General features: G+C 50.2%; 24 protein-coding genes and 1 tRNA gene. 10 read left to right on the top strand and 15 right to left on the bottom strand.

The genetic code is table 11. The features are described from left to right. The first annotated feature begins 115 nt into the window (after positions 1–115). From ACJMNB_RS02000 to ACJMNB_RS02025, 6 genes are all read left to right on the top strand, one after another. On the top strand, positions 116–1,822 hold the full coding sequence (locus ACJMNB_RS02000; RefSeq protein ID WP_405338459.1) for a Na/Pi cotransporter family protein: 1,707 nt from the start codon (positions 116–118) through the stop codon (positions 1,820–1,822). Between the two features lie 252 nt (positions 1,823–2,074). After that, on the top strand, positions 2,075–2,752 hold the full coding sequence (locus ACJMNB_RS02005; RefSeq protein WP_405338557.1) for a response regulator transcription factor: 678 nt from the start codon (positions 2,075–2,077) through the stop codon (positions 2,750–2,752). Then, positions 2,749–4,140 (top strand): ATP-binding protein, encoded by a 1,392-nt coding sequence (locus tag ACJMNB_RS02010; RefSeq protein ID WP_405338461.1) that lies wholly within the window; start codon positions 2,749–2,751, stop codon positions 4,138–4,140. The genes ACJMNB_RS02005 and ACJMNB_RS02010 overlap by 4 nt, the downstream gene beginning before the upstream one ends. After that, positions 4,137–5,864, top strand: a complete 1,728-nt coding sequence (locus ACJMNB_RS02015) for a Na/Pi cotransporter family protein (protein WP_405338463.1) — start codon at positions 4,137–4,139, stop codon at positions 5,862–5,864. The genes ACJMNB_RS02010 and ACJMNB_RS02015 overlap by 4 nt, the downstream gene beginning before the upstream one ends. Positions 5,865–5,969: 105 nt before the next feature. Then, complete coding sequence (locus ACJMNB_RS02020) at positions 5,970–6,533, top strand: ribonuclease domain-containing protein (protein WP_405338465.1); 564 nt, start codon at positions 5,970–5,972, stop codon at positions 6,531–6,533. Continuing rightward, positions 6,533–7,270: an acid phosphatase gene (locus ACJMNB_RS02025; RefSeq protein ID WP_405338467.1), complete on the top strand. Its 738-nt coding sequence runs from the start codon at positions 6,533–6,535 to the stop codon at positions 7,268–7,270. The genes ACJMNB_RS02020 and ACJMNB_RS02025 overlap by 1 nt, the downstream gene beginning before the upstream one ends. 3 nt (positions 7,271–7,273) lie before the next feature. Here ACJMNB_RS02025 and ACJMNB_RS02030 read toward each other — a convergent pair whose 3' ends face one another. The 3 genes from ACJMNB_RS02030 to pgk all read right to left on the bottom strand — a co-directional run bounded on the left by ACJMNB_RS02030 (position 7,274) and on the right by pgk (position 9,939). Then, positions 7,274–7,621, bottom strand: a complete 348-nt coding sequence (locus tag ACJMNB_RS02030) for a hypothetical protein (protein WP_405338469.1) — start codon at positions 7,619–7,621, stop codon at positions 7,274–7,276. An 87-nt stretch (positions 7,622–7,708) separates the two neighbouring features. Next, entirely contained in the window at positions 7,709–8,419 is a 711-nt protein-coding gene (locus tag ACJMNB_RS02035; RefSeq protein WP_405338471.1) for an AgmX/PglI C-terminal domain-containing protein, read from the bottom strand. A 263-nt stretch (positions 8,420–8,682) separates the two neighbouring features. Next, positions 8,683–9,939 (bottom strand): phosphoglycerate kinase, encoded by a 1,257-nt coding sequence (gene pgk / locus ACJMNB_RS02040; RefSeq protein WP_405338473.1) that lies wholly within the window; start codon positions 9,937–9,939, stop codon positions 8,683–8,685. Between the two features lie 267 nt (positions 9,940–10,206). Here pgk and ACJMNB_RS02045 point away from each other — a divergent pair, with 267 nt between their 5' ends. After that, positions 10,207–11,235: a hypothetical protein gene (locus tag ACJMNB_RS02045; protein WP_405338475.1), complete on the top strand. Its 1,029-nt coding sequence runs from the start codon at positions 10,207–10,209 to the stop codon at positions 11,233–11,235. Beyond that, positions 11,229–11,594 (top strand): dihydroneopterin aldolase, encoded by a 366-nt coding sequence (locus ACJMNB_RS02050; protein ID WP_405338477.1) that lies wholly within the window; start codon positions 11,229–11,231, stop codon positions 11,592–11,594. The genes ACJMNB_RS02045 and ACJMNB_RS02050 overlap by 7 nt, the downstream gene beginning before the upstream one ends. Positions 11,595–11,656: 62 nt before the next feature. On the opposite strand, the gene ACJMNB_RS02055 is transcribed toward ACJMNB_RS02050, so the two are convergent. Both ACJMNB_RS02055 and ACJMNB_RS02060 read right to left on the bottom strand, forming a co-directional pair. Further along, positions 11,657–13,192: a YifB family Mg chelatase-like AAA ATPase gene (locus ACJMNB_RS02055; protein WP_405338479.1), complete on the bottom strand. Its 1,536-nt coding sequence runs from the start codon at positions 13,190–13,192 to the stop codon at positions 11,657–11,659. A 9-nt stretch (positions 13,193–13,201) separates the two neighbouring features. Beyond that, on the bottom strand, positions 13,202–13,540 hold the full coding sequence (locus tag ACJMNB_RS02060; protein ID WP_405338481.1) for a septation protein SpoVG family protein: 339 nt from the start codon (positions 13,538–13,540) through the stop codon (positions 13,202–13,204). 182 nt (positions 13,541–13,722) lie between these two features. On the opposite strand from ACJMNB_RS02060, the gene ACJMNB_RS02065 reads away from it, so the two are divergent. Then, positions 13,723–14,271 carry a carbohydrate-binding family 9-like protein gene (locus tag ACJMNB_RS02065; RefSeq protein WP_405338483.1) on the top strand — a complete coding sequence of 183 codons (549 nt, stop codon included), beginning with the start codon at positions 13,723–13,725 and terminating at the stop codon, positions 14,269–14,271. Here ACJMNB_RS02065 and ACJMNB_RS02070 read toward each other — a convergent pair whose 3' ends face one another. From ACJMNB_RS02070 to ACJMNB_RS02110, 9 genes are all read right to left on the bottom strand, one after another. Then, positions 14,272–15,027 carry an acyl-[acyl-carrier-protein] thioesterase gene (locus ACJMNB_RS02070; RefSeq protein WP_405338485.1) on the bottom strand — a complete coding sequence of 252 codons (756 nt, stop codon included), beginning with the start codon at positions 15,025–15,027 and terminating at the stop codon, positions 14,272–14,274. A gap of 61 nt (positions 15,028–15,088) precedes the next feature. Continuing rightward, positions 15,089–16,819: a maltotransferase domain-containing protein gene (locus tag ACJMNB_RS02075; RefSeq protein WP_405338487.1), complete on the bottom strand. Its 1,731-nt coding sequence runs from the start codon at positions 16,817–16,819 to the stop codon at positions 15,089–15,091. A gap of 59 nt (positions 16,820–16,878) precedes the next feature. Then, positions 16,879–18,288 (bottom strand): carbohydrate-binding protein CenC, encoded by a 1,410-nt coding sequence (locus tag ACJMNB_RS02080; protein ID WP_405338489.1) that lies wholly within the window; start codon positions 18,286–18,288, stop codon positions 16,879–16,881. Continuing rightward, entirely contained in the window at positions 18,288–19,136 is an 849-nt protein-coding gene (locus ACJMNB_RS02085) for a TIGR02147 family protein (protein WP_405338491.1), read from the bottom strand. The genes ACJMNB_RS02080 and ACJMNB_RS02085 overlap by 1 nt, the downstream gene beginning before the upstream one ends. A gap of 72 nt (positions 19,137–19,208) precedes the next feature. Then, positions 19,209–19,811 (bottom strand): GNAT family N-acetyltransferase, encoded by a 603-nt coding sequence (locus tag ACJMNB_RS02090; protein ID WP_405338493.1) that lies wholly within the window; start codon positions 19,809–19,811, stop codon positions 19,209–19,211. Between the two features lie 65 nt (positions 19,812–19,876). Further along, positions 19,877–19,960, bottom strand: a tRNA-Leu gene (locus ACJMNB_RS02095). A 44-nt stretch (positions 19,961–20,004) separates the two neighbouring features. Further along, positions 20,005–20,637, bottom strand: a complete 633-nt coding sequence (locus ACJMNB_RS02100; RefSeq protein ID WP_405338495.1) for a hypothetical protein — start codon at positions 20,635–20,637, stop codon at positions 20,005–20,007. A 136-nt stretch (positions 20,638–20,773) separates the two neighbouring features. Then, positions 20,774–21,295 carry a hypothetical protein gene (locus ACJMNB_RS02105; protein ID WP_405338497.1) on the bottom strand — a complete coding sequence of 174 codons (522 nt, stop codon included), beginning with the start codon at positions 21,293–21,295 and terminating at the stop codon, positions 20,774–20,776. Between the two features lie 7 nt (positions 21,296–21,302). Next, positions 21,303–22,106, bottom strand: coding sequence for a hypothetical protein (locus ACJMNB_RS02110; protein ID WP_405338499.1), 804 nt, complete (start codon positions 22,104–22,106; stop codon positions 21,303–21,305). Positions 22,107–22,140: 34 nt separating this feature from the next. On the opposite strand from ACJMNB_RS02110, the gene ACJMNB_RS02115 reads away from it, so the two are divergent. Next, a complete protein-coding gene (locus ACJMNB_RS02115) occupies positions 22,141–23,496 on the top strand; it encodes a toxin-antitoxin system YwqK family antitoxin (RefSeq protein ID WP_405338501.1) in 1,356 nt (451 codons plus the stop codon). Position 23,497: 1 nt separating this feature from the next. Here ACJMNB_RS02115 and ACJMNB_RS02120 read toward each other — a convergent pair whose 3' ends face one another. Then, on the bottom strand, positions 23,498–24,907 hold the full coding sequence (locus tag ACJMNB_RS02120; RefSeq protein ID WP_405338503.1) for a sodium-dependent transporter: 1,410 nt from the start codon (positions 24,905–24,907) through the stop codon (positions 23,498–23,500). Positions 24,908–24,909 lie beyond the last annotated feature (2 nt).

Below are 24,909 nucleotides of genomic sequence, written 5' to 3' on the forward strand. Positions count from 1 at the left end.
TTTACTATATTTTTACGCAGCTTTTACAAATAACAATTCACCGCCATGAGCCCGAACTAGCTGAAAGGCAGCGACGATGATCCGGTAGTGGCGCTTCATAGGAAGGTCCTATTATATGGCATGGATGGCGTTTAAAATGTTGGGCTGCTTAGCCCTGCTCATGTTCGGCATGAAGTCCATGAGCGAAGCTCTCCAAAAGATGGCTGGTCCGCAGCTCAGACATGTGCTGGGTACCATGACCACGAATCGTTTCACGGGTATGCTCACCGGCATGTTCGTCACAGCATCAGTACAGAGTTCGACCGCCACCACGTTGATGACGGTCTCTTTTGTTAATGCGGGACTTTTGACACTGGTGCAGGCCATCTCGATTATCCTTGGCGCTCACATCGGTACGACGGTTACCGCATGGATTATGAGCCTTGGGTTCTCGTTCAACATCGCTAACTTTGTTTACCCGGCCTTCTTCGTGGGCATCATTTTGGTGTACATGAACAAGAAGCGCGTCTTGGGCGAATTCCTGTTCGGTGTGGGTTTCCTCTTCCTCGGTCTTACGACTCTTAAGGAAACCGGCTTTACCATTGTGCAGGATCCTGACGCAAGTGCTTCCATCAGTTCGTTCTTCGCCAACTTCAGCGACCCGAACTTCTTCAACTCCCTGTTCTTCTTGGTCATGGGTACGGTGCTGACCCTTTGCGTGCAGTCTTCTGCAGCCATCATGGCCATCACGATGATTCTTTGCTCCACCGGCGTGCTTCACATTGACCAGGGCATTATGCTGGTGCTTGGCGAAAACATCGGTACTACAATTACCGCAAACATCGTGGCGCTTTCGGCCAATACGCAGGCCCGCCGCGCCGCTCTCGCTCACTTTACCATCAACGTTATCGGCGTGATCTGGGTGGTGATTGTCCTCAAGTGGTTCCTCGCTGCCGTCTGCCATGTGGTGGGCTACGATCTTTCCATTCACCCGGGCGACGAAGGCTATGCCGCAAACCTCGCAAAGATTTCCGTGGTGCTTGCCTCCTTCCACTCCGCCTTTAACGTGTCCAATACCTTCCTCCAGATTTGGTTTATCAAGTTTATCGAGAAGTTCGTTTGCCGCGTAATCAAGCCCAAGACCACCGAAGAAGAAGAGGATTCCCGCCTTCACTTTATCAGCTCTGGCCTCATGGGTACACCCGAACTTTCGCTCCTCGAAGCCCATAAGGAAATCATTTTGTTCGCTAACCGCACGCAGAAAATGTTCCGCATGGTGCCCGACCTTCTTGAAATGAAGGAGGAAAACGACTTTGTGAAGCTCTTTGCCCGCATTGAAAAGTACGAAGGCATTAGCGACAATATGGAAATCGAAATCGCTAATTACTTGAACCAGGTGGCCGAAGGCCGCTTGAGCCCTGAAAGTAAGGTGACCATTCAGTCCATGCTCCGCGAAATTTCTGAAATCGAAAGCATTGGTGACGCCTGCTACAACATGGCCCGCGCTATCAATCGCAAATTCAAGAGCAAGGATGACTTTAACGAAGAACAGTACAGCCGCATCAAGCACATTATGGCGCTCTGCGATAAGGCCATGACGCACATGATTGCTGTCATTGCCGACGAACCGCAGGCCGATGCGAACCGTACTTTGAACATTGAACACGAAATCAATGACTACCGCAAGTTGCTCAAGGGCAAGAACGTGGAAGACATTGAATCGCAGAAGTACAGCTACCAGATGGGCGTGCACTATATGGATGTGGTGAATGACTGCGAAAAGCTTGGCGACTACGTGGTGAATGTGGTCGAAGCTCACGTGAACAAGAAACTTGAAAACTAATAATAACGACCAAAGATATTTGGGAACTCCAAAAGGATTAGTAAGTCTTTGGTCGTCCTTCGTTTCGACAACAAGCTTGTGCTTGTTGCCTCAACTCGGCAAGTTCCGCAGGCATTTTATACCTATTGCTTAGGCTTTGATTTGTAAAGTCTGTGTAAAGTGCGGGCAAAGTCTTTGCTAATCCGCTACTTTAGGCATTGCATAAAGTCGTGAGTCTTTTTATCTTGCTATTGTAGATTCGCAGGTGTGAACATGATTTATATTGTCGAAGATGATGCCGAAATCCGCGAATTAGAAGTCTATGCTCTCAAGAGCAGCGGTTTTGAGTCCAAGGCGTTTGAAAGTGGAAAAGCCTTGGACGAAGAAGTCAAGGAGATGGTCCCTGACTTGTTCATTCTTGACATCATGTTGCCCGGAGAAGACGGTCTGAGCATTTTGAAGCGTCTTCGCACCCAAGAAAACACCAAGAACGTTCCCATCATCATGCTTACCGCCAAAAGTTCCGAATTGGACAAGGTGAAGGGCTTTGACTTGGGGGCCGACGATTACATTGCCAAACCTTTCGGAATTTTGGAATTTGTGTCCCGCGTGCGTGCTTTGTTGCGCCGTGCGGGTGGCTTGAAACTGGAACCGGTAGAATCTGCGCAGATTTCGCTTGGCGGCATTGTGATTGATGAAGGAACACGCGTCGTAACCGTTAGCGGTGAAGTGGTGGACCTGACCTACAAAGAATACGAACTTTTGAAACTTTTGATGTCGCATCCGGGGCTAGTCTATTCGAGACAACAGATTCTTGAAAAAATCTGGGGAATCGACTTCAAGATGGATACCCGAACGGTAGACATGCACGTTAAAACCCTTCGACAAAAATTAGGCGAACAGAGCTCGGTCATTCAAACCGTACGCAATGTGGGCTACAAGGCGCAATGAAAGATCGAATACGATATAGCTTGATCTACATGGGCGTCTTGGCCGCCTTATTTGCAGTAATCTTCACGACGCAGGTCTTTGAAGATGAAATGGCTGAACAGCTTAAAATTCACCTGCGCGAAAAACTGCACCTTGTCGAAACCGCTTACACCAACAATTCTCTCAACGAAAATCCGCAAAAACTTGCTCCTTTTGCAAGCAAAGAACTTCGCATTACGCTCATTGATTCTACGGGTGTAATCCTTTACGATAGCGATGCCGAAGCGAGCAAGATGGAAAACCACTTTGACCGTAAAGAAGTGGTGGATGCCTTTGCGAAAGGTTCTGGCGAAGACTTGCGTTATTCTTCGACGCTGCAGGCGAATGCCTTCTATTTTGCCAAGCGCTTGAATGACGGCAATGTGCTGCGTCTCGGCACGCGCCAGGCTAGTTTGCAGCAGGCTTATTCCAAGACGATTCCCTACCTTATTGTGCTGCTTGCGGCAATCGTTCTGGCCGCCATTTTAATCGCCATCGGTTTGAGTCGCGCCTTCATCAGCCCGCTCCAAAAGTTGGTGGACCAGTTGGGAACGCCGGAACAGATGAATATTGAGAACGCTTACAAGGAAATTGCACCGCTTGTAAATACCATTCGTAAGCAGGATCTTGAACTCCAGCTGACCATCGAACAGCTATCTAGCGAAAAGCAGAAGATTTCGCACTTGAAAGACGAATTCACGGCCAATGCCTCTCACGAATTGAAAACTCCGCTGACCTCAATTTCTGGCTATGCGGAACTCATTGAAAACGATATGGCTAAGCCCGAAGACGTCAAGATGTTTGCGGGCAAGATTCATAAAGAGGCAAAACGCCTTCAGTCCATTGCTAACGATATCATTACGCTTTCCAAGCTTAATGACCTTGAAAGCGAACCTTTTGACCTCAGCGAAAAAATCAACCTTTGGAATCTGGCTCACAGCTGTATCGAAGGGCTGATTCTGAATGCGAACAAAAAGTCGATTCAGCTTTCGCTGGATGGCGATTCCTCCGCCGAGATTTTGGGCAATTCAAAACTCACGTATGAAATGCTTTTCAACTTGGTGGATAACGCGATTCGCTATACGGAATCGGGCGGCAAGGTGGTGGTTCTCGTTGAACCCAATGCCCTCGTGGTCAAAGATACCGGTATCGGAATCCCCGAAGAAAGCCAGTCCCGCATTTTCGAACGGTTCTATCGCGTCGACAAGAGCCGTTCCAAAGAAACGGGTGGCACGGGCCTCGGCCTAGCCATCGTCAAGCATATTGCAGAAGTCCTTCACGCAACGATTCACTTGAATTCTACGGTGGGCTTCGGCACAGAAATTCGAATCAATTTTAACTCATTTTCAAAACAGAATAAGGTCTTATGATTCTTGCAATTTTAAAAATGATCGGTTGCCTTGCGCTCCTCATGTTCGGCATGAAGACGATGAGTGAAGGCTTGCAGAAACTTACGGGTGGCCACCTGCGCGCCGTTCTCGGAACCATGACCAAGCATCGCGTGGGCGGACTTTTGACAGGTACCTTCGTTACCGCTGCGGTGCAGTCTTCGACTGCGACGACCGTGATGACGGTGAGCTTCGTGAACGCAGGCTTGTTGACGCTCAAACAGGCAATTCCTGTGATTATGGGCGCAAACATCGGTACCACGGCTACGGCGTGGATTATGTCCATATTCGGTTTCCAGTTCAACATGAGCAGCTTCGTGTGGCCCATTTTCGGCTTGGGCATTGCGCTTTCGTATGTGCGTAAGAATGGCGTGCGTAGCTTTGGTGAATTCATTTTCGGCTTTGCCTTCATGTTCCTTGGTCTTACTACCCTCCGCGAAAATGCGGTGGCTATGGATTTGGCCCATAACGAAACGATTATCAACTTCTTTGCAACGACCGGTGGCTGGGGCATTTTCAGTACGCTTCTGTTCTTGTTGTTGGGCGGCATTCTTACCATGTGCGTGCAGTCTTCTGCAGCCATCATGGCCATTACGCTTATCCTTTGCAGCAGCGGTGTGCTCCCGATTTACCAGGGTATTGCCCTTGTGATGGGTGAAAACATCGGTACCACGGTGACTTCGAATTTGGCCGCCCTTTCGGCGAGTACGCAGGCAAGGCGCGCCGCTCTCGCTCACATGCTCTTCAACGTATTCGGCGTAATTTGGGTACTTATCATTTTCAATCCCTTCGTGAATATGGTTTGCAATGTGGTGGGCTTCGATCCGACTTTTGTGCCGCAAAGCCAAGAAGAAATCGCCCAGGCCGGTGTCCGCGTGACTTATGCCCTTTCCGGATTCCATACCGCATTCAACCTGTGCAACGTGCTGCTCTTGATTTGGTTCATCAAGCCCATGGAAAAGCTTATCTGCAAGATTATCCGCGAAAAAGAAGATGGCGAAGATTTCAGGATCAAGTTTATCAGTGGTGGCCTTATGAGCACCGCAGAACTTTCGCTTTTTGAAGCTCGCAAAGAAATCAACTTGTTTGTTGAAAAGACCCAGAAGATGTTCCACATGATTCCGGAACTTCTCAGAATGACGAATGAAGACGAATTCTCAAAGCTCTTTGCACGCATCGAAAAGTACGAAGGCATTAGCGATAGTTTTGAAATTGAAATCGGAAACTACCTGAATAAGGTGAGCGAAGGCCGCTTGAGCCCTGAAAGTAAAACGGCTCTCCAGTGCATGCTTCGCGAAATTTCTGAAATTGAAAGTATTGGCGATGCCTGCTTCAATATGGCTCGAGTCATCAATCGCAAATTCAAGAGCGAAGAAGACTTCACCGAAGAACAGTACAGCCGAATTGATGGCATGGTGAAACTCTGTGATCAGATGCTTGAACAAATGAAGGCCGTGGTTGAGGGACAGCCGAATGTGAATCCGAAGTCGATCATGACTTTGGAATTCGAAGTCAACGATTACCGCAAAATGCTCAAGGAATTGAATGTCGATGATATCAATGCCCAACGTTACAGCTACCAGATGGGCGTGCATTACATGGACTTGATTAACGACTTCGAAAAGATGGGCGACTACGTGGTGAACGTTGTAGAAGCTCATGTGAACCACAAGCTTGTGCTTAATCATAGCGACCAAAGATATTAGAGAACTCCAAAAGGATTAGTCAGTCTTTGGTCGCCCTTCGTTTCGGCAACAAGCTTATGCTTGTTGTCTCAACTCGGCGACATTATATTTTCATATATTTAAGGCATGATGAAGGCTGTTTCGCTTAAAATTTTTCTTGCCGGTGCATTGACTGCATTCTTTGCGGCCTGCTCCACGCCGACTATTTCCAGTGACGACGATGAAGAATCTTATGGAAGAAGATCTGTTTCTTCTAGTAGCAAAACGGAAACGTCATCTTCTAGCAAGGAAAAGAAGTCTTCAAGTAGCTCCGCAAAGAGCATCTACGAGGCGGTGGAGGAGTCTGGCCTATATACGACCAAGGATTCCGTGGCCGCTTACTTGTGCAAGTTTGATAAGTTGCCGGACAATTATATCACGCAAAAAGAGGGAATCGCTCTTTACGAATCTGAAACGGGTAAAACATTTGAGAAATGGAATTTTAACCCGTGGACAACACTCGGCGTGATGATAGGCGGAGATTCTTTTGGCAATAAGGAAGGCCTTTTACCAAAGGGTTCTTATTATGAGGCTGATGTAGATTACTTTAGTGATAACCGTGGTAACAAGCGCTTGGTCTACGAAAGCGATTGCGTTATCTACTATACCTCTGATCATTACAAATCGTTCACTCAATTAGAAGTCCGATAATGATTATGAAGAAAATTTTATTTGCGCTTGTAGTATGCAGCGCGGTGTTTTGCATTGCTGCCGACGATGTCAAACTGTACATGGGAGCCGAAGATCTTCCGAATGCACTGGAATTTTACCCTGCTCCGCCTGATACGGGTTCTGCCGCCTTTGCCTACGATGTGGCGCAGTATAAGTGGGGCAAGGCCATGCGGGTCGATTCTGCCCGTGCCGCCCTAGCAATTGCCCAGGCGACCGTGGATGTGGCCGAGATGATGGCCATGTTCAGCGAAGCCTTTGGTATGGAAATCTCGGAAAAGAAAACTCCGGCAATCTTTTATGTGGTCAAGCGCGGCGTGTTGACGATGCGCCTTGCGGGGCGTGCCCCGAAAAAACATTATATGAGACCGCGCCCCTTCATGTATTTTAACGAACCAACGCTTTTACCGCAGTTCGAAGAAGAACATAGAACAAACGGTTCTTACCCCTCGGGCCATACGGTTCGCGGATGGGCGATGGCTTTATTGCTTGCTGAAATCAACCCCGCCGCACAAGATGCCATTTTGAAATACGGCTACGAATGGGGCCAAAGCCGTGTGATTGCGGGCTACCACTGGCAAAGCGATATCGAAGCCTCCAAGGCGATTATTGCAGGCTGCTTTGCCCGTCTGCACGCCGACGAAACCTTCCTCGCCGACATGAAAAAAGCGAGAGCCGAATTCAAACGGCTCTCGACAGCAAAGAAAAAAGCGAAGTAGTTGCTATTTCTCTAAAAAGTCAAGCGCTTCGCCTGCAAGTTCCACACAGCGGTTGCAGGGGATAATCTTGTTCGGGCGAATTTCACTGCACTTGGTAAAGTTCTGGGCGCCACGCTTGAAAAAGTCTTCAATAGCGTCGGCATGGTCCGGCTGCATCATCTTTGCCGCATAGAGCGCGCCGCAGGAACCGTTCGGGGCCTTGCCACCACCAAAATTGCGGAACGTCTCGGCAACATCCATTGCCTCTGCCTCGGACTTGCCCGTTGCACGAGCATAACCATACGCTACAGACATGGCGCAATTGCCGCGCTTGTCCGCATGAAACTGCTTTGAAATTTCTGCAATAGACATAAGATGTTCCTTGTTAAAGATTTCTAAAATGCAATATACAAAACTAAAAATTAAAGAGTGCAAACACGTGATTGCAAAATCAGAAAACTATTTGCTTTCCTGGAATGTCAAAGGAATCGTGATTGATCCGACATGTTTGGCTTGCGGAAATTTCCACCGGCTCACCGCTTTTGCGATTTGTTCGTCGAATTCTGGATAGTTCGTAGTTGTAGATTTGACTAGAACATTACTTACGGCGCCCAGATCACCGATTTCAAGTTTTAAGACAATCGTTCCTTTGAAACTCGGCTTTTTATCGTTCTCTCGAATCTTTAGATATTTGTTGTAAATATGGCGGAGACCAGGAGTTCTTTGCCGAACAACTTTCAAAATTAAAGACTTAGTATTGGACGAATCTACGTCAACAGAAATGTCGTTTTCAGTGGGTGTTGTCACATTGCCCTTGGCTTTAGTTGCAATGCCATCGCCGCCACAAGTACCATACAGGCATCCTACAAGTTCTACAATGGAGTCTAGTTTTGCCGAATCCTCTTGAATGGGCGCTTTTTCGCAGTTTATACATCCATAAAGAGCTGTAACACCACTTGTGTCCATTTCGCGGGACGGTAGGTATTTCGAGTTTGCATTTTTGTTGATGTTTTTTATGGCGTTTTGGATATCTTTCGATTGCGAAGCCTGAGTTTTGGGTGTTGCGTGTTCGTCGACCTTTTCTTCTTTCGCGTCGCTGCAACTGGCCCACAGCGCCGCTGCGGTCATTAAAGCCAATTTACCAAGATGCTTGCTCAAAAACTTCGCCATGCCTATAATATAAAATGTTTATTCAAATAAAAAAACTCCGCAAAAAACAGAGCCTTTATAATAGTCAGGAATTTGCGCAAGCACAAAATTAGTCTTTAACTAATAAACTATTCGTCTAGAAAAAAAAGACCCTGCAAGAAACTTGCAGGGTTAAAAAGCAGGAATTTGGTTAGTTGCGAGCGAGACAAGGAACGAAGCCCGAAGCCGTACAAATCGTACGGCGAGCGGATTCGTGACGCCGTATCGCGACGCAAATAAACAAATTACTTATCAGTCAAAACTGCGACGCCCGGAAGCACCTTTCCTTCCAGGAGTTCGAGCGAAGCGCCACCACCCGTAGAGGTGTGGGTCACCTTCTTGTCAGCGCCGTACTTCTTGGCAGCCGTAGCGGTATCGCCACCACCGATCACGGTGATTGCGCCAGCAGCGGTAGCTTCGACGATAGCGTCAGCCATAGCCTTGGTAGCCTTTTCGAAGGCTTCGAATTCGAACACGCCAGCAGGACCGTTCCAAACGATGGTCTTTGCAGACTTGATAGCGTTCACGAAGAGCTTGGTGGATTCAGCGCCCACATCGAGGCCCATCCAGCCAGCCGGAATGCCTTCGGCGTCAGAGACAGCCTTGGTAGCAGCGTCGGCAGCGAACTTGTCGGCAGCGATGTAGTCAACTGGGAGGATGATTTCCTTGCCAGCAGCCTTGGCCTTGGCCATGAGTTCCGGAACGAGCTTGGCACCTTCTTCGTCAAACAGAGAAGAACCGATTTCGATGTTGTTCAGAACCTTCTTGAAGGTGAATGCCATGCCACCGCCGATGATGATCTTGTCGGCCTTGTCGAGGAGGTTGTTGATGAGCTGGATCTTGTCAGCGACCTTGGCACCGCCGAGGATGGCGAGGAACGGACGCGGAGGATTGTTGAGAACCTGGTCGAATGCCTTGAGTTCCTTGTTCATGAGGAAACCGGCAGCGCGCTGCGGCAGTTCAACACCAGTCATAGAAGAGTGATCGCGGTGAGCGGTACCGAAAGCGTCGTTCACATAGACGTCAGCGAGCTTGGTGAGGCTTGCGCGGAAGGCCTTCACGGCTTCCTTGTCGGCCTTTTCCTTAGTTTCGGTGCCATCGGCGTTCTTGATCTTGCGCTTGCCTTCTTCTTCGATGTGGAAGCGGAGGTTTTCGAGGAGGATGATTTCACCCGGCTTGATAGCGGCGCAGGCGGCTTCGACTTCCGGACCAACGCAGTCAGCAAGGAACTTCACCGGCTTCTTGATGAGTTCTTCGAGCTTCTTGGCAACCGGAGCGAGCGTGTACTTCATGTTCTTTTCGCCATTCGGGCGTCCCAGGTGGGAAGCGAGCACGACGGCTGCACCCTTGTCGAGAGCATACTGGATGGTCGGGAGAGCGGCTTCGATACGCTTGGTGTTGGTGATTTCGCCAGTCACCTTGTCCTGCGGAACGTTGAAGTCGACACGGATGAACACGCGCTTGCCGGCGAGTTCGAGATCTTCGATAGAAAGCTTTGCCATTGTAGCAATCCTCTTTTTAGGGTTAAAATTTTACGCGGGAAAATATAGCAATTTTAGTGGGCGATTGGTCTCTATCTGTATTGCGGCGAGAGCGTGGCTAAATCACACTTTTTTGACAATCTGCGCTTTGAGTGTAAACATTGATAAACATTGAACTCGGGGAGAACGTTATGTGTACGATTGTATATTATTAAAGCATTATTTTAGTGCACTTGTTCACATTTTTTTATATATTTCCAACAAAAATTAGACCTTTTGGAGTAATAAATGAAACGTTCACTTTTGATGGTCCTTTGCCTGTCCGTCGTATCCGCTTTTGCCGGTATATACGATATCGAAGAATTTTCCGCTAAAGATGCGGGCACTCCCGATGATTACATTGTTGCTGAATTTGGTGGCGAACTGAAGGTCGCTCCGGCAGATGAAGTTGCAACTCTGCAGTCTGGCCGTTTGGTTGTTCGTCAAAAGTTTGAAGATCCGTTTGGCGAATCCGAAACCTCTTACCAGCTTTACCAGGGTGGCAAGGGTGACCTTTCGTCCATGACTCCGATGACCGCCGAAGGCGTTGACTACTCCAAGCTCGTTAACGCTAAGCTCTATACTCGTCGCGGTGCCGCTGCCGACAAGGATGTCGAAAAGGTTTATTTCGACGGTAAGGCTGTTTACGCTCCCGGTCTTTCCACCGCAGTTGTGTATATCGATGGCTCTCCGGTAACCCTCAAGGGTGACGAATCTGCCGCTGCTGCCAGCGAAGACGAAGAAGAAACTGTTGCTGCCGCTCCTGCTGTTCCTAGCAGCAAGGCTCAGGAATGTGACGAATACGATCCGGACTGCGAAGAAGAAGATGACGATGACGACTACTCTTCTTACAAGACTTCTGCTCCGGTTGACAATACTGCTGACAATCGTGATTATGCCGCTAGTGATGCCGCCAAGGACGTGGGCGATCGTTTCGGTATTGCAGACGAAGTCCGTTTCTGGACGGCAGTCGGTCTTTCCGCTTTGGCTGTGACTGCCGCCGTGGTCGGTGTCATGCAGCATACCAAGGCTAACGAAGCCAAGGACGCTTACGATGAACTGAACGACTTGAGCAAGTTAATGAAGAGAAAGTGCGAAGGCGATTCCAGGTGCGAAGATATCATGCTGTCCTACGTGCAATCACAGGATTTGCGTGGCCTGCAGAATCGTATCGATGAGAACAAGAAGACTCAGGATTCTTACACCACTGCCCGTAACATCTGGTTCGGCATTTCCGCCGCATCCATCGCAGGTGCTGTCGTACTCTTCGTATGGTAGTCGAAACCGGAAAAATCACAATACGTGATTTGGAATTCAACTGCATTATTGGTACGCTTCCGTACGAGCGCGAAAATGTGCAGCCGGTTATAATGAATGTTTCGGTGTGGCTGGATTTTTCCCTGGCCGCCCGAAATGAAGATCTTGCCCATTCTATTGATTATGTGCAACTTGCTGACGACGTGCAGGATTTTGTCTGCAGGTCGTCTTTCCAGTTAGAAGAAACCCTGGTCGTCGAAACGGCCAAGTATATCTTGAACCACTACCCCAAGACTGTTGCGGCTGAGGTTTCTGTCCGCAAGCCCTTGGCGATTCCGCAAAGTGCGGGTGCTGAGTCCAGCATCAAGATTATCCGCTAGTCATTTTCGCCGAGGGCGAGAATCCATACATTTCAAGAAGTGCTAGTAATGCGTTTATTGCTTCAGCTTCTAAATGCACGGTAGCGCAAAGCTTCTGAAAGGTCTAAAATTTCAACTGAATCTGAATTTCGAAGGTCGGCAATGGTTCTGCCGACCTTTAATAGTCGGTAATAGCCGCGGGCGCTGAGGCCCATTCGGTCGGCGGCGTTGATGGCGAACTTTTCGGTTTCTGCAGAAAGCCTACAGCTACTTTTGGCAAAGTCCGAAGACATTTCTGCATTTGTCTTGAACGGGGTGCTGGCGAAGCGCCTGCGCTGAATTTCGCGAGCGCTGCAAACACGCTTGCGTATTTCCGCCGAAGACTCGGCGAGGGCCTTTCTGCCGAATTGCGAGGCTTCGACGGGCGGTACGCTCACTTGGATGTCGATGCGGTCCAGGAGCGGGCCCGAGATTTTTTCTTGGTAGCGTTTACGTGCCTCGGGCAGGCAGGTGCAGGCTCGTTTCGGGTCCATGGCGTAGCCGCAGGGGCAGGGATTCATGGCGGCCCCCATCATGAACCTTGCGGGCCAAGTGACCGTACCGCTTGCGCGGCTGATAGAAATCTGGCCCTCTTCCATAGGCTCGCGTAAAGCTTCCAGAACGCTGCGGTTGAATTCCGGCAGTTCATCTAGAAACAGGACTCCGTTGTGGGCGAGGCTCGCCTCACCCGGCTTTAGCCGGGTGCCACCTCCCACCAGCGACACCATGGAAGCGCTGTGGTGAGGGGTGCGGAACGGGCGGACCATGACAGGCTTGAAATCTTCTGCATCTCCCGCGGAGCGAGCACAAGAATGGATTCGGGAGGTTTCCAGGATTTCAAGCTCTGTCATTTCGGGCAGAATGCCCGGCAGGCACTTGGCGCACAGGGTCTTGCCCGCTCCTGGCGAGCCCACCAGCAAAAAGTTGTGGGCCCCGGCGGCGGCAATTTCGAGAGCCCGCTTCACTCCTTCCATGCCCACTACGTTTTTAAAGTCCGGTATGTCATGGGGAGCTTTCAGGTATTGCTTTTTATCTTTGAATCCTTTAGCCAAGAGGGCGGAGTTGGCGGCCCCGCCTTCCATCTTTTCGACGCATTCCTTGAGCGTATCGGCGCATACGTAGCGAATGCCTTCGACCAGGGATGCCTCCTGTTCGTTCGCTCTCGGAATCACGAGAATATCTCTCGATTTTTCGGACAAACTCATGGCGAAGGAAAGAACGCCTCGGATAGGTTTCAGCTGACCGTCAAGTGAAAGTTCTCCTACAAAAACGAGGTGTTCCAAATCGGGAACCTCAATCTCTCCGGTTGCAGTCAGTAACCCCATTGCCAAGGGCAAGTCCAAGGCGCTCCCTTCTTTCCGCAAATCCGCGGGTGACAGGTTTACCGTGGTACGGAAACCCGTCACCACTTTGTCTACGGAGCGAATGGCTGAAATGACGCGCTCTCTAGACTCTCTTACTGCATTGTCGGGCAAACCAACCAAGGTGAAACCCGGCAGTCCCTGGGAAGCGTCTACCTCGACGCTTACCGGGACCGCCTTGATACCGAACAGACAATAAGAGCGGATTCGATGGAACATAATGACCTGCTATGCGATAGAAGCCTGGTATTTTTCAAGGACGCAGTTTTCGATGTGTTCACGAAGCTGGCGGGTTACCGGATTGCAAATGGAACGGAATGTTTCTCCCTTGAAAAAGGGATCCACCGGGTAGCCCACGAACAGGCCGTTTTCGCCATCCATGACGCGGAGCCCGCGGATCATGAACTGATCGTTCAGCACGACAGATGCAATGCCCTTGATATGTCCCATAGAGGGGCCTTCCTGAAAAGGATACACCTGGACACTTGTGACGGCGAGACAGTCAAATGCACCAGAAGCGTTCCATTCTTTCTTTTCTTTTTCGATTGTTTTTTCTTTTACAGCCATTGTGGCCTCCTAGTTTGTTTGGTTTATGCTTTTTTGAAGCAATTCCGTTTTGCAAAAAGTGTGCCATTTCTGCAACTGCCAAATATTGCCGAAAAACAATGAATTTGCTAAAGGCGAAAATCTGGGGAGTGATTAAATCACTGATTAAAACACTGTTTTAATCACTTTACTACCTTTTAAACATGCTCTTGAAACCGAATATGAATTGGGTGGCAAACCAAGGAAAATCCCTTCCGACGGTTTTTGCCGAATGGGATCTTTCTTCGGATTACTTTACTGTCCGCTTTTCTGTGGAAGAACCTTCGGACTGTTTTCGTGCCGAAGTCATGGAAGACAACGGCTCCAGCTGGGAAGATTCCTGCGTCGAGATTTTTTTAGAGAATCCGGCAAACCCTGCGGAATACTTCAACTTTGAAACCACATGCCGCGGCTACCTGCTTGCGGCAAAGGGACCCGATCGCCATTCCCGCACCAAGCTTTCTCCGGCGGAAATCAATTCGGTGGTTCGTGCCAAGGAACTTGCCAGTGTTGCCGGGAATCTGGTTTGCTGGGGCATGACAGTCCAGATTCCGGCATCTATTTTCGGGCTTAAAAACTTTGAAGGTGTTACGCTAAAAGGCAATCTTTACAAGTGCGCCGATAAGGCGAAGGCGCCCCATTACCTGAGCGCCTTTGATATTGAAACTGAAAAACCGGATTTCCATCGTCCGGAATTTTTCCGCGAATTTTAGTTATTTCATTTTTAACTTCATTTCGAAAACGAGACGACCTGATTCGTCTTCAATCTTCATGTAGGTGGCGCCACGCTTGTCGGCTCGGTAAACGGTAACTTCCTGGCCTTCGCGGGTTTCGCCCAAGAAATGAACTTCCAGCATAGAGGGAATGCAGAGCTCGATGTCGGCGGCACTGAACACGTTCAGTGAAAGCTTCACGTATTCGATGTTGTTCATGTGGTGGGACATGTCGATGTGCTGGGGAAGCACCTTCTGGCGGTACACTTCCTGGTATTCTTCGGGCTCCACGGCAAACTTGGTAAACTTGTTATCCATGAAGGGCTCGGGGGCGCCTTCTGCAGGAAAGTCCACCGCAGAAAGTTTCATTGGACGGTGTGTTTCCAGGTTGAGGCAACAGGCTTCCTGGACGGCGAGAATGATCGGTTCGCCATCGACCGTCGTAACGGCGGTGTTTTCGTAAGTGCGAATGGGGGCGTTGTCGGCGGGGAACGAAGTGGTGACAACTTTATCGCGCCAGTAGGGACGCTGGAAAAATTTGAACTTGGCTTTATAAATGGCCCAGTAACCGCCCTTTTCGTTGACGCAGAAGTTGTCCATCTTGAGGGCACCGAAATTTTCGGTGAAGTTGTCCTGCACCATGAGCACGGTCTGAGCAATGCCCATCTTGCCCGAAACATCAATATATGCCGAGGTGATGGTTCTTTGCTTTTGGAAAACCAGCGGATTTTTAGCAAGCGAATAAATGTCAATCATGCTTTTAATATATATAAAAAAGGACGGTTGCGAAACCGTCCTGAGAATAATTTGTTGAAGACTAGATCTTCTTGAGCACCAACAGGTGGCCGGGAGCCTTGTTCGGGTCGAGGCGCACAAAGTTCTTGTTGCCGCGCCAGACAAAGCTTTCGTCGGTAATCAGGTCACGCAAGAAGAAGAAGGAATCGTCGTTCAGGCCGAGCTTCCTCATGTCCAGTTCTACCATGCCTTCCTGGGCGTTGTCCATGTCCATGTTGCATACGCAGAGGATTACGTCTTCGCCGGACTTCTTGGAATACACCATCAACTGGTCGTTGGCGCAGTAGTGGAAGTCAAGGTTGTCGTATTCCTGCAAGGCAATGTGTTCTTGGCGGGCGGTGTTCACGCGACGCACGAAGTCCTGAATGCCAGGGCCAGCCCAGTTGTGGACCTTGTACTGGTACTTTTCGCTGTCCTGCAATTCTTCCTTGATGGGACTCGGAATGTTTTCGCAGAGCTCGTAGCCGTTGTACATGCCGGTGAGGCTAGAAAGCGTACCGGCCAAGAAGTAGCGCTGCTTGAAGGCGTTCGGGCCCTTGTAGGCCAGGTACTTCGGGAAGATATCCGGAGTGGTGGGGAAGAAGATGCCGCGCATGTATTCCTTGGCATCACTCTGGGTCAGTTCCTTGAGGTACTGTTCGAATTCCCACTTGGCAGAGCGCCAGGCAAAATACGTGTAGCTCATGTCGAAGCCGGACTTGGCCAAGCGATGCATCATCTTCGGGCGGGTGAATGCTTCAGCGAGGAACACCAGTTCCGGGCGCTTTTCCTTGACGTCGGCAATGAGCCATTCCCAGAACGGGAAGGGCTTGGTGTGCGGGTTATCGATACGGAAGATTTCGACGCCCTTGTCTGCCCAGAACAGGATGATGTTTTCGATTTCCTGCCACAGGGCCTTATAGTTCTTGTTGTAGTAGTCGAAGGGGTAGATGTCTTCGTACTTCTTGGGCGGGTTTTCGGCAAACTTGATGCTGCCATCCGGTTCGTGGTAGAACCATTCCGGGTGGCTCTTTACGTACGGATGGTCGGGGCTGCAGTTCAGGGCGATGTCGAGTGCGAGGCGCAGGCCCTTCTTGCGGGCGGCCTTGGCAAAGTGCTCGAAGTCCTTCATGCTTCCCAGTTCGGGGTCCACGTCGTAGTGGCCACCGTTCTTGTTTCCCACGGCATAGGGACATCCCGGTTCCAGGGGCTTGCCCTTCTTGTCCACCTTGGCGTGCAAGGCGTTGTTGGCGCCCTTACGGTTGGTAACTCCAATGGGGTGGATAGGCACCAGGTAAACGGTGTCGAAGCCGAGGTTTGCGATATAGTCCAGTTGCTTTTCGCAGTCCTTCCAGGTGGCGCTCTTGGTGGGGTCGGTACCCTGGCTCTTGGGCCACATCTCGTACCAAGTACCGATGCGTGCGTAAGAAGGATCCACGCGAAGTTTCATCACGGGGCTTTCCGTGGGCTCGTCCTTGGGCTCGATGGTCCAGGCGCAAATCTTGTATTCGTAGTAGCCGATATTGTTGACCGTGAAGGAACCTTCCCACTGGTCGTTATCGACAAAATGCATGGGAGCCTTTTCCCATTTTTTCTTGGAATCGTGGCGGTAGAAAATCGCCGCGTCATACTTTTCGTGGCTGTGGCGGAAAATGTCTGCGGTAAGCGTGACGGTGTCGCCCGGTTCGCGCTTGAGCATAAAACGGCCGCCCTCAATGCTTGGGCGAATGTTCTCGATAACGAGATTGTCTTTGCGGGTAGGAATAGTTGCCATAGTAACGAAAATTTAGCAAAAAAGGCCCGCCGTGGCGAGCCTTAAATGCGATTTGTTTTTTACTCAATCCTCAGGACTTGAACTTCCTTAATCCAGAAGGTCCGTTCGGAACCGCCCAGGTTCAGTTCGAACCTGGCGAAGGGATCGCTCACTTCGGGAATAAAGGTAATTGCTACGGAGTGGCCCGTGGTCATGACTTGCACGTGTTCCTGGAAACCGATGGTTTCATAGGTGTTGTAGGAACCGATTCGGGCGGTGATCTGGCCTTCTTCGCTGGACCAAATCGTGAACACGCACTGGTATCTTACACCGGCAATCAAGGCCACGTTTTCCTGAATCAGCTGGACGCTGTAGGAGTGGCTACCGCCTTCCGTAACGTCCACTTGCATGATCCGTTCCTTAGAGCCCTTTTCGATGATGACTGTCGTGTCGGCCTTGCCGCTGAACTGGTTCATCAAAATCCAATCGGTAGTAAACGGAGACTGGAAATTCCCGTTGATGATTGTATTTTCTTTGGGCTTTGCGGCGATTCCTTCCCAGATGTCCATGACATAGTCAGAAATGGAATCCCCTTCTGCAGACGTGTAGTCATAGCGGAGCGACTGGAAACTCGGCACAAACTGCTCGTTCAGCTTTTTCCACAGTTCGGCGTTGTTCTTGGAGTCAATTCGAATTGTCTTGTCCTTGCCGATTTCTGCAGTAGAGAAGTCGATGTCCTTGATGAACGTCTTGACGCGGAATATTACAGACAAATTAGCCTTGCCACCCGCAGTATCAATCTGCGAGTAATGATAGCGGAGCATGAATGACTGGAAGTTCGAGAGACTGTACACGAACGGAACATACTTGTCGCCTACCTTGGCTCGTCCGTAAATGGCGGCGGAATCATCGGGGCTGAAGGAGACTCCCATTTCTTTGAGGTAGCCTTCTTCCTGCAGGTCGATATCCTTGAAATGATCCTTGACAGAAGATCCTTGGGTGAACGAGATTTCCAGAGTCTCGTCGGGTTTGTCTTCATAAGGCCAGAGCTGCAGTCCGACAACGGGGTCGACAAACACGGTGGTATAATAGTAACTGGAGAACGAACGCAATTGAGTCAGGACCAGCGAGAAGGAATCCAGCAGGACGGCTTCGTCCTTTTCGGTTTCCTTGGCGAGGGCCTTGCGCGTAGTTTCGGAATAGTCGACAGAGAATTCTGCGACTAGCGGAAGTGCGGGTTGCTTCTTGAAGGAGGTATCCTTGTTCGAAGTGTCCTTGACAGTCGTGTCCTTAATGGTGGTATCCTTAGTCGAGGTGTCCCTCACTGAGGTATCCTTGGCCGTTGTGTCTTTTCCGACTGTGTCAATGTCGGCAAGCGACGGGTTGCCAATTTCGATACCAGCCATGGACTTGTCGTTGGAACAAGCTACCAAAGACAAAAACACGGCGGCGTAAGCGGCAATCGATGCTATGGACAAAAAGAATTTCATCACACTCCTCGGGTCAAGGGGAAGAGCTGGATGTTGATTTGCACAACATCTTCTGCTTCTCCGGCTTTAGCAGAGAAATCTAGTAGTTCTTTTCGCATTAGTTGTAAATGTTTTTTCAAATTAGGGAAATCTGAGCGCCTAATTCCGAAAGTGAGCGCCGAAATGTCCCTTTCTGCCCCCGGAAGGTCCGCGAGCATGGTGGCCGACAGCTTGAGCATCTGGAAATGGTACATCTTGACCATCATGTCCTGTACTTCGTCGTCGGTCGTAATCAGGGGGTCGCGCTGACGGTATCCGTTAGCGGTCTTGACCAGGAGTCCAAGTTCCAGGAGCAGCTGGAACGATTCGGTGACCTGGGCGGGAGTGACGAGCCCGCGGAGTTTTTTGGAAATCACGTCGGGAATGGGCCTGAAATCCTTGAGTCCTACCATCTCGAGAATTACGGAGTGATGCCATTCCTGGAAAATTCGGAATTGAGCCTTGTCCATCTTGTGCAGCTTGGAACGGGGGCTGGCTTTGATGAGCTGGGCGTAGTAGATTTGCTTGTCGGCGTCGGTTTGGGCCTGGTTGAAGAACACGAGGCTTTCGAAATAGGCGGCACGTTGGTTTTCGAGACCCAGACCATGAATAAGCTTGGTGACCGTGTTTTTGGTAATGTTGCGTTTGCCGTCAATTGCAAGTTTTAAGTGGGCGTGGCTAGAAAGCCCTGCCTTCTCGGCAAAGAACCGCAAACTGAAAGCGGTCGAGGTTTTCTTTTTATACTCGTAATAATCACGCAGGAATACCCTGTAGTTCGTGTACTGCAGGATATCCGGTTCTACGAGTTTCTGCTTTTCTCCATTTTCCATATTCAAAAAAATAGAAGAATTCACCCCTGAAAAACAAATATATTTTAAGTTTCTCGTTTACCCTAGTAACCATTAGTAAACATCGCGGGCAAGTAGCGAAAAACGCCTATGATCCACAAATTTGCCGTTTATTAGCTCATAATCGCGGTTTATGCCCTCTTCCATGAAGCCGCAGCGGGTGGCGACGGCGGCACTTTTGCCATTGTGTACAGAAACCAAAAGTTCCAGGCGGTTTAGCTTGAGGCGTTCAAAGGCGAACTTGGTGATGAGCTTTACCGATTCGGTCATCAGTCCTTGGCCGGTGAACTGTTTGGCGAGCCAATAGCTTAATGTGGCGGAACGGTTTCGCAGGTTCACGTCCATCATGATGGAACCGGCGAAATCTCCCTCGGGATCGGTGGGCGAGTTCCTGAAAATGAGCCAGCAACCGCCTTGCCCGAATCGTTCGTTCAACACCCACGAACGGATTCTTTTCTTTAGGTCGAAAATGTCCGTTTCGGGAATCCATGGGAGGTGTTCGGCCAAGAAGTCACGGGAGTTCTCGATGGTTGCGAAGATGTTCTCTGCCGAAGCCGCCCCCGGAGCATTTTCACGAATGCCCTTCAGCGTGACCAGGTTTCCCTTGAGGGTTGCGGTCTCGAACGCCTCGGTGAAAAAATCTTCAAAATTATCCATGGTTGGGTAAAATAGTAAAAGGTTAGGATAGAAAAAACCGTCGAATGACTTCGACGGTTTTTCAGTGCGGATGAAAGGACTTGAACCTTCATGCCCTTGCAGGCACTAGAACCTGAATCTAGCGTGTCTACCAGTTCCACCACATCCGCGTGGGTAAGCCAAATTTTGAAATTTTTGCCCTATTTGTCAAGGGTTATTTAGAAAAAATCTCTAAAATCCAGTCTTTGCGGTTGTTTTGCCAATAGCTCCAATCGTGCTCGCCCTGGGGGTCGAACTTGAGGTCGCACTCCGTGCTAACGTTTTTACAGAATTCCTGAATCCATGGAACGCTCTTTTCGGCGGGGTAGAGCCGGTCGGCTCCGCCCTGGATAAATCTCCAGCGGCCTTTTTTTAGAACAGTTTGTCCTGCGACCTGTGCTGCCGGTCCGAGGGATTCTCCATAAGAGCTAATGAGAATGCGGTTCCTGATTTTTCGCTTGCCCCAGAGGGAATAGGCGATTACTCCTAGGGCTCCGTCTGAAATGCCCACGAGCGAAATTTCGGTAACTTCTTTCTTTTGACGCCTGGCGAGACTGTCGAGGGCGTTGTCTAACGCTTCAATGGTGGTGGGCTCGACCCAGTGGTTTTGCTTGCAGGCCGAGGCGCTAACAATGGTATAGTCCGGCAATATTTTAGAAAGTGCCCCGCCGGCGACAAGTCCCTTCTGGCAGTTGTTACTGGTCATGCCGCCGTGAAACCAGACTATAATTCCGACCGAAGGCTTTTTGTTGAGACCTTTCCAGACTCCTACGGGCATGTCGCTCGAAAGGCTAGTTGCCGGGAGCATGATAGAACCTTTGATTGGAGATATCTTACGGTGTATGGTAAGGGTGTCGGAAGGCGGATTGGCCAAACAAAACGCAACCAACAATAAAATGAGGATGGATTGCTTTGTCACGTTCGTTCCTCGCAATGACGTTATTCTAGTTCCGTCTCTTTTTTACGACCCACAGGATAAATAGTGTGATCGATGCGAGGGCCAAGGCGAGAACGATGGTGCAGCCGATGAAGGCGTTGTAGACTTGGTAGTCTATCACCAGGGTGTCGAAGTCCATCTCGCCGTCGGTGGAGGCCAGGCTGTGAACAATGAAGGTCTTGTCGTCGATGCGGCTTGCCGAAATTTCAAGAGGAATGTCGCCTGCATTGCGGCTTGCAAAACTGTACCATTCCGCCATGTTGTCCAAAATATCTGCCGAGGCGTACAGGATAAAGTTTGCCTGGTCGTCGCCGTTAATCTGGAAAATGGTCTTGTCGAAAAAAGGAATGTTGCTTCCGCCAAAGATGCTAGGAATGGCTGCATGCGAAACCGTTCCGTAGAACAGGTGTTCTTCTTGCATCAGGCCCTTGAGGGCGGGCATCAGGTACGACATGAGCCACCCAGCCAAAAACATCAGCAGCAAGGAAAAATTCAGAAGGGCCGGTTTTCTAGAAGTATAAAATCGCATGAGTTCCTTATAGCTTGGATCTGAAAATAAAGAAGAAGGTCGAAAGCATTAACACCAGGGTCAAGAAGTAGAACGCCATGGGAATTTTAGACTTGAGAGACATTTCTTCGATGTTCTGACTCTGGAAAAATTGGATCAAGTCTTCACTGTACATGACTGCCAGTTCGTTGTTGAACCGGTTCCAGGCGAGGGTCTGTTCCTCGTTTTCTTGCAGGAGGCTAAAAAGGGCTTCTTTGGTGGAATCGGGAATGGCGTTGACGAGGCTGTCGCCGAGGCCTGCTAAGCCGATCATGTAGCCGGCTCGGGCTGAATCCAGGACCCCTTGCAGGGGAATTTGAATGTTGGCGGGGAGGGTGGCCGCTTGTATCTTTACTGCTTGCAGCTTTTCAAGCCACTGGTGGCGGCTTGCCGCGTAGCGGCGCATGCTTGAAACCTTGGCCAGGACTTCGCGTTCGAAGCGTTCGACGGTTGAACGGGAGGGCGCCTTGATGCCGATTCGCTGGATGTCGTCCATTTCGCGGGCGAAGGATACAGCGATTTCCCTAAGGGTCATGGTCTGGGCCTGTACAAAGACCGTGTCTATGCCGAAACCGATTCGGACCCGCTCCATTCCGCGCAGGGCGTAGGATTCCTGTAGCTGGTAGTCCGACAGAGTCTTGATGTAGCGGGAGTACATGATGATCTGCGGTTTCTGCGAGAAGTAGAATAGAATAGTAAGGCCGATGGCAACGGCAAGTACCACCCACGCCCAGGGGGAGCGGATTCTTGCGTTAAAGGTATCGGCAATCGATTTGTTCTTTAACTCGAGCACAACTAGAAATTACCTTTTTTCTACTTTACCTGGTATGCCGATGATTCGTTTTTCACCCATTTTGGGCTTAGTTACGCCATTTTTGATGCTCTTTTCGGGCTGTACGGTGGAACGTGCCCAAGAACAGGTTCTTGCCGAACATGCAAACGGGGCCAAAAAGACCTCCATTTGGGTTTATCCCGATGGCGAAATCTTGAAGAGAAACGAATGGTATACCGATGGAATCAAGGAACTGGAAATCCCCTACAAGGATGGGGTCCCCCATGGGGACTTCAAGCGATGGACGGGATTTGGCGACGTGGCGCTATTGGGACATTACAAGAAAGGCCTTAAAGATGGCAAGTGGACCTCGCTCTTTAGCGACAAGAAGGTGGAGGCCTACCGCTATTATGAAGATGACCACCCCGTAGGCGATTGGGAAGGCTGGCATTATAATCGAGAAAAGGCTTTCGAGGAACACTACGATGACAAGGGCCTGGCCATCGGCATCTGGAAAAAGTGGTTCGATAACGGTGCCCTGGAACAAGAGGGCAATTGTCACGCCAAATGGGATTCCAAGCGGGATATTGTTTCGGCCAAGACCGATTCGGTGATGTACCTGAAGCGTTTTTCGAAGGATTGCCACCTACTGGAAGAATTTACTTGCAGGAACGGTGAACTGGATGGCAAGTTCTCGCTGTATTACGAAAGTTATGGCGAAAAGGTGGATTCTGCAAACTGCGGAACCGGGCGCCTGCGGGTACAGGGTGTACTCGGCAAGGGGTCAAACGGCAAGGACAGCGCCCTTATCGGGACGGTGACTTATTACAGGGCTGACGGAACGCCCATGAAACAGGAACATTGGGATCGCGACGGCAGGCGTGACTCCGTATGGCGGTGGTTCGACGAAAATGGCATTGTGGTCCGCGAATGTGACTTGAAGGTATCTGGCGTGGTCTATGGCGCTTGCGAAGGGAACATGTCCAAGTTCTGTGCAGAGACTTCGTATGTGGGAACCATAGGTGGCGTGCTGGATAGCTCAAATTTGGCACAGAGCGTGAACTTTGAACATAGTATTGGCCGGTATCCGGCAACCATTCGTTACTTTAAGCCCGGTCGTTCCCTTTTGTACGAAGAATACTGGAAAGATGGAAAGATTGCCGAAAGCAGGAGCTTTTTCCCTGATACCATGGGCGGCAAGCTGGCTAGTGAAACTTTCTGGAAAGACGGCAAGCGTAACGGGATCATGCGCAACTGGTACGCAAGCGGCGTACTCCGCGATAGCCTTACCTACGTGAACGGCGAACGGGTGGGCGAGCAGTTCAGCTACGATACCACCGGCAAGCTCACTATACATAAAACCGAGGCGGGTAAGAACCGCCCCGTAATTATGCATTTGCTAGGGGAATGATTTATCCGAAAATCTTGGCGCAGAGTTCCGGAGCGAACTTGGACAGATAGCCCTGGATCAGGAGAATCGAGACAAGCAACGGCAAGATCCACTTGAAGTAGATTCTGAATGCGGTGTTGTACGGGATCTTGTAACCCTTACCGGCGTTCATTTCCTTGAAGAACTTTTCCTGGCCCCAACCATAGCGGCTAGAGCAGAAGATGGCGATGAACATGCCGCCTGCCGGGAGCATCGTATTGCTTACAATAAAGTCTTCGAGGTCCAGGACGCAGCTGCCAGGGCCGAACGGTTCAAAGCCAGAAAGCAAGTTGAAACCGAGGGCGCAGGGGAGCGAAAGCAGGAATACGATCAGGATGTTCCAATAGGCAACCTTGCGGCGCTTGAAACCCTTGAGGTCCATCCAGAAAGAGACCAGGTTTTCGAAAACGGCAATCAAGGTGGACATGGCCGCGAATGACATGAACAGGAAGAAGGCGGCGCCGAAGAACCTGCCTGCAGGCATCATGGCGAATACGTTGGAGAGTGTCACGAAGATAAGGCCGGGGCCCTGTCCGGGGGACTGGTTGAAGGCAAAGCAGCTCGGAATAACGATAATGCCTGCGACCAGGGCGACGATTGTGTCAAGCGCGCAGACGCTCGTTGCTTCTTTAGCCAAGGAATGGTTCTTTCCGATGTAGCTACCGAAAATGGCCATGCTACCGATACCGAGGCTCAAGGTAAAGAAGGCGTGCGCAAAGGCGGCAAAGATGGCTTCGCCCAGGCCCTTGCCCGATTGCGTAAGGCGTTCCAGAGACGGCAACAGGTAGAATTCGAGACCTGCCGTAGAACCGGGAAGCGTTATGGCGCGAACTGCGAGAAGCACCATGATAAAAAGCAGGCAAATCATCATTGTCTTAGTGATGCGTTCCACACCCTTCTGGAGTCCGAGCGACACGATAAAGAGTCCTATGACAATGGCGACCGTCATCCAGAAAATCATGAGGCCCGGGTTTCCAAGCATTTCGCCGAAGCCGGCTGCAATCTCGTCCGGAGTTCCCAAGAGGAACTTGGGGTCGGTAACCATCTTATAGAAGTAATAGAACATCCAGCCGGTAACCACCGAGTAGAAGGCCATCAAAATGTAGTTGGCCGAAATCAGCGGGAACTTGGCCCAATGCCACTTGGTACCCGGCTGTTCCAGGTTGTCGAAGGCGCGAGCGATACCGCTCTTGCCGCCACGACCCAGGGCAAGTTCTGCCATCAAAATGGGCAGGCCGAGGAATAGCAGGAATCCCAGGTAGGGGAGGACGAATGCTGCTCCGCCGTACTGGCCTGCAATGTAAGGGAATCGCCACACGTTGCCAAGACCAATGGCGCAACCGGCGGCGATGAGGATAAATCCGAGTCTAGATTTAAAGGTTTCGCGTTCCATAT

It is taken from the genome of Fibrobacter sp. (genome assembly GCF_045131395.1).
Classification (GTDB): Bacteria; Fibrobacterota; Fibrobacteria; order Fibrobacterales; family Fibrobacteraceae; genus Fibrobacter.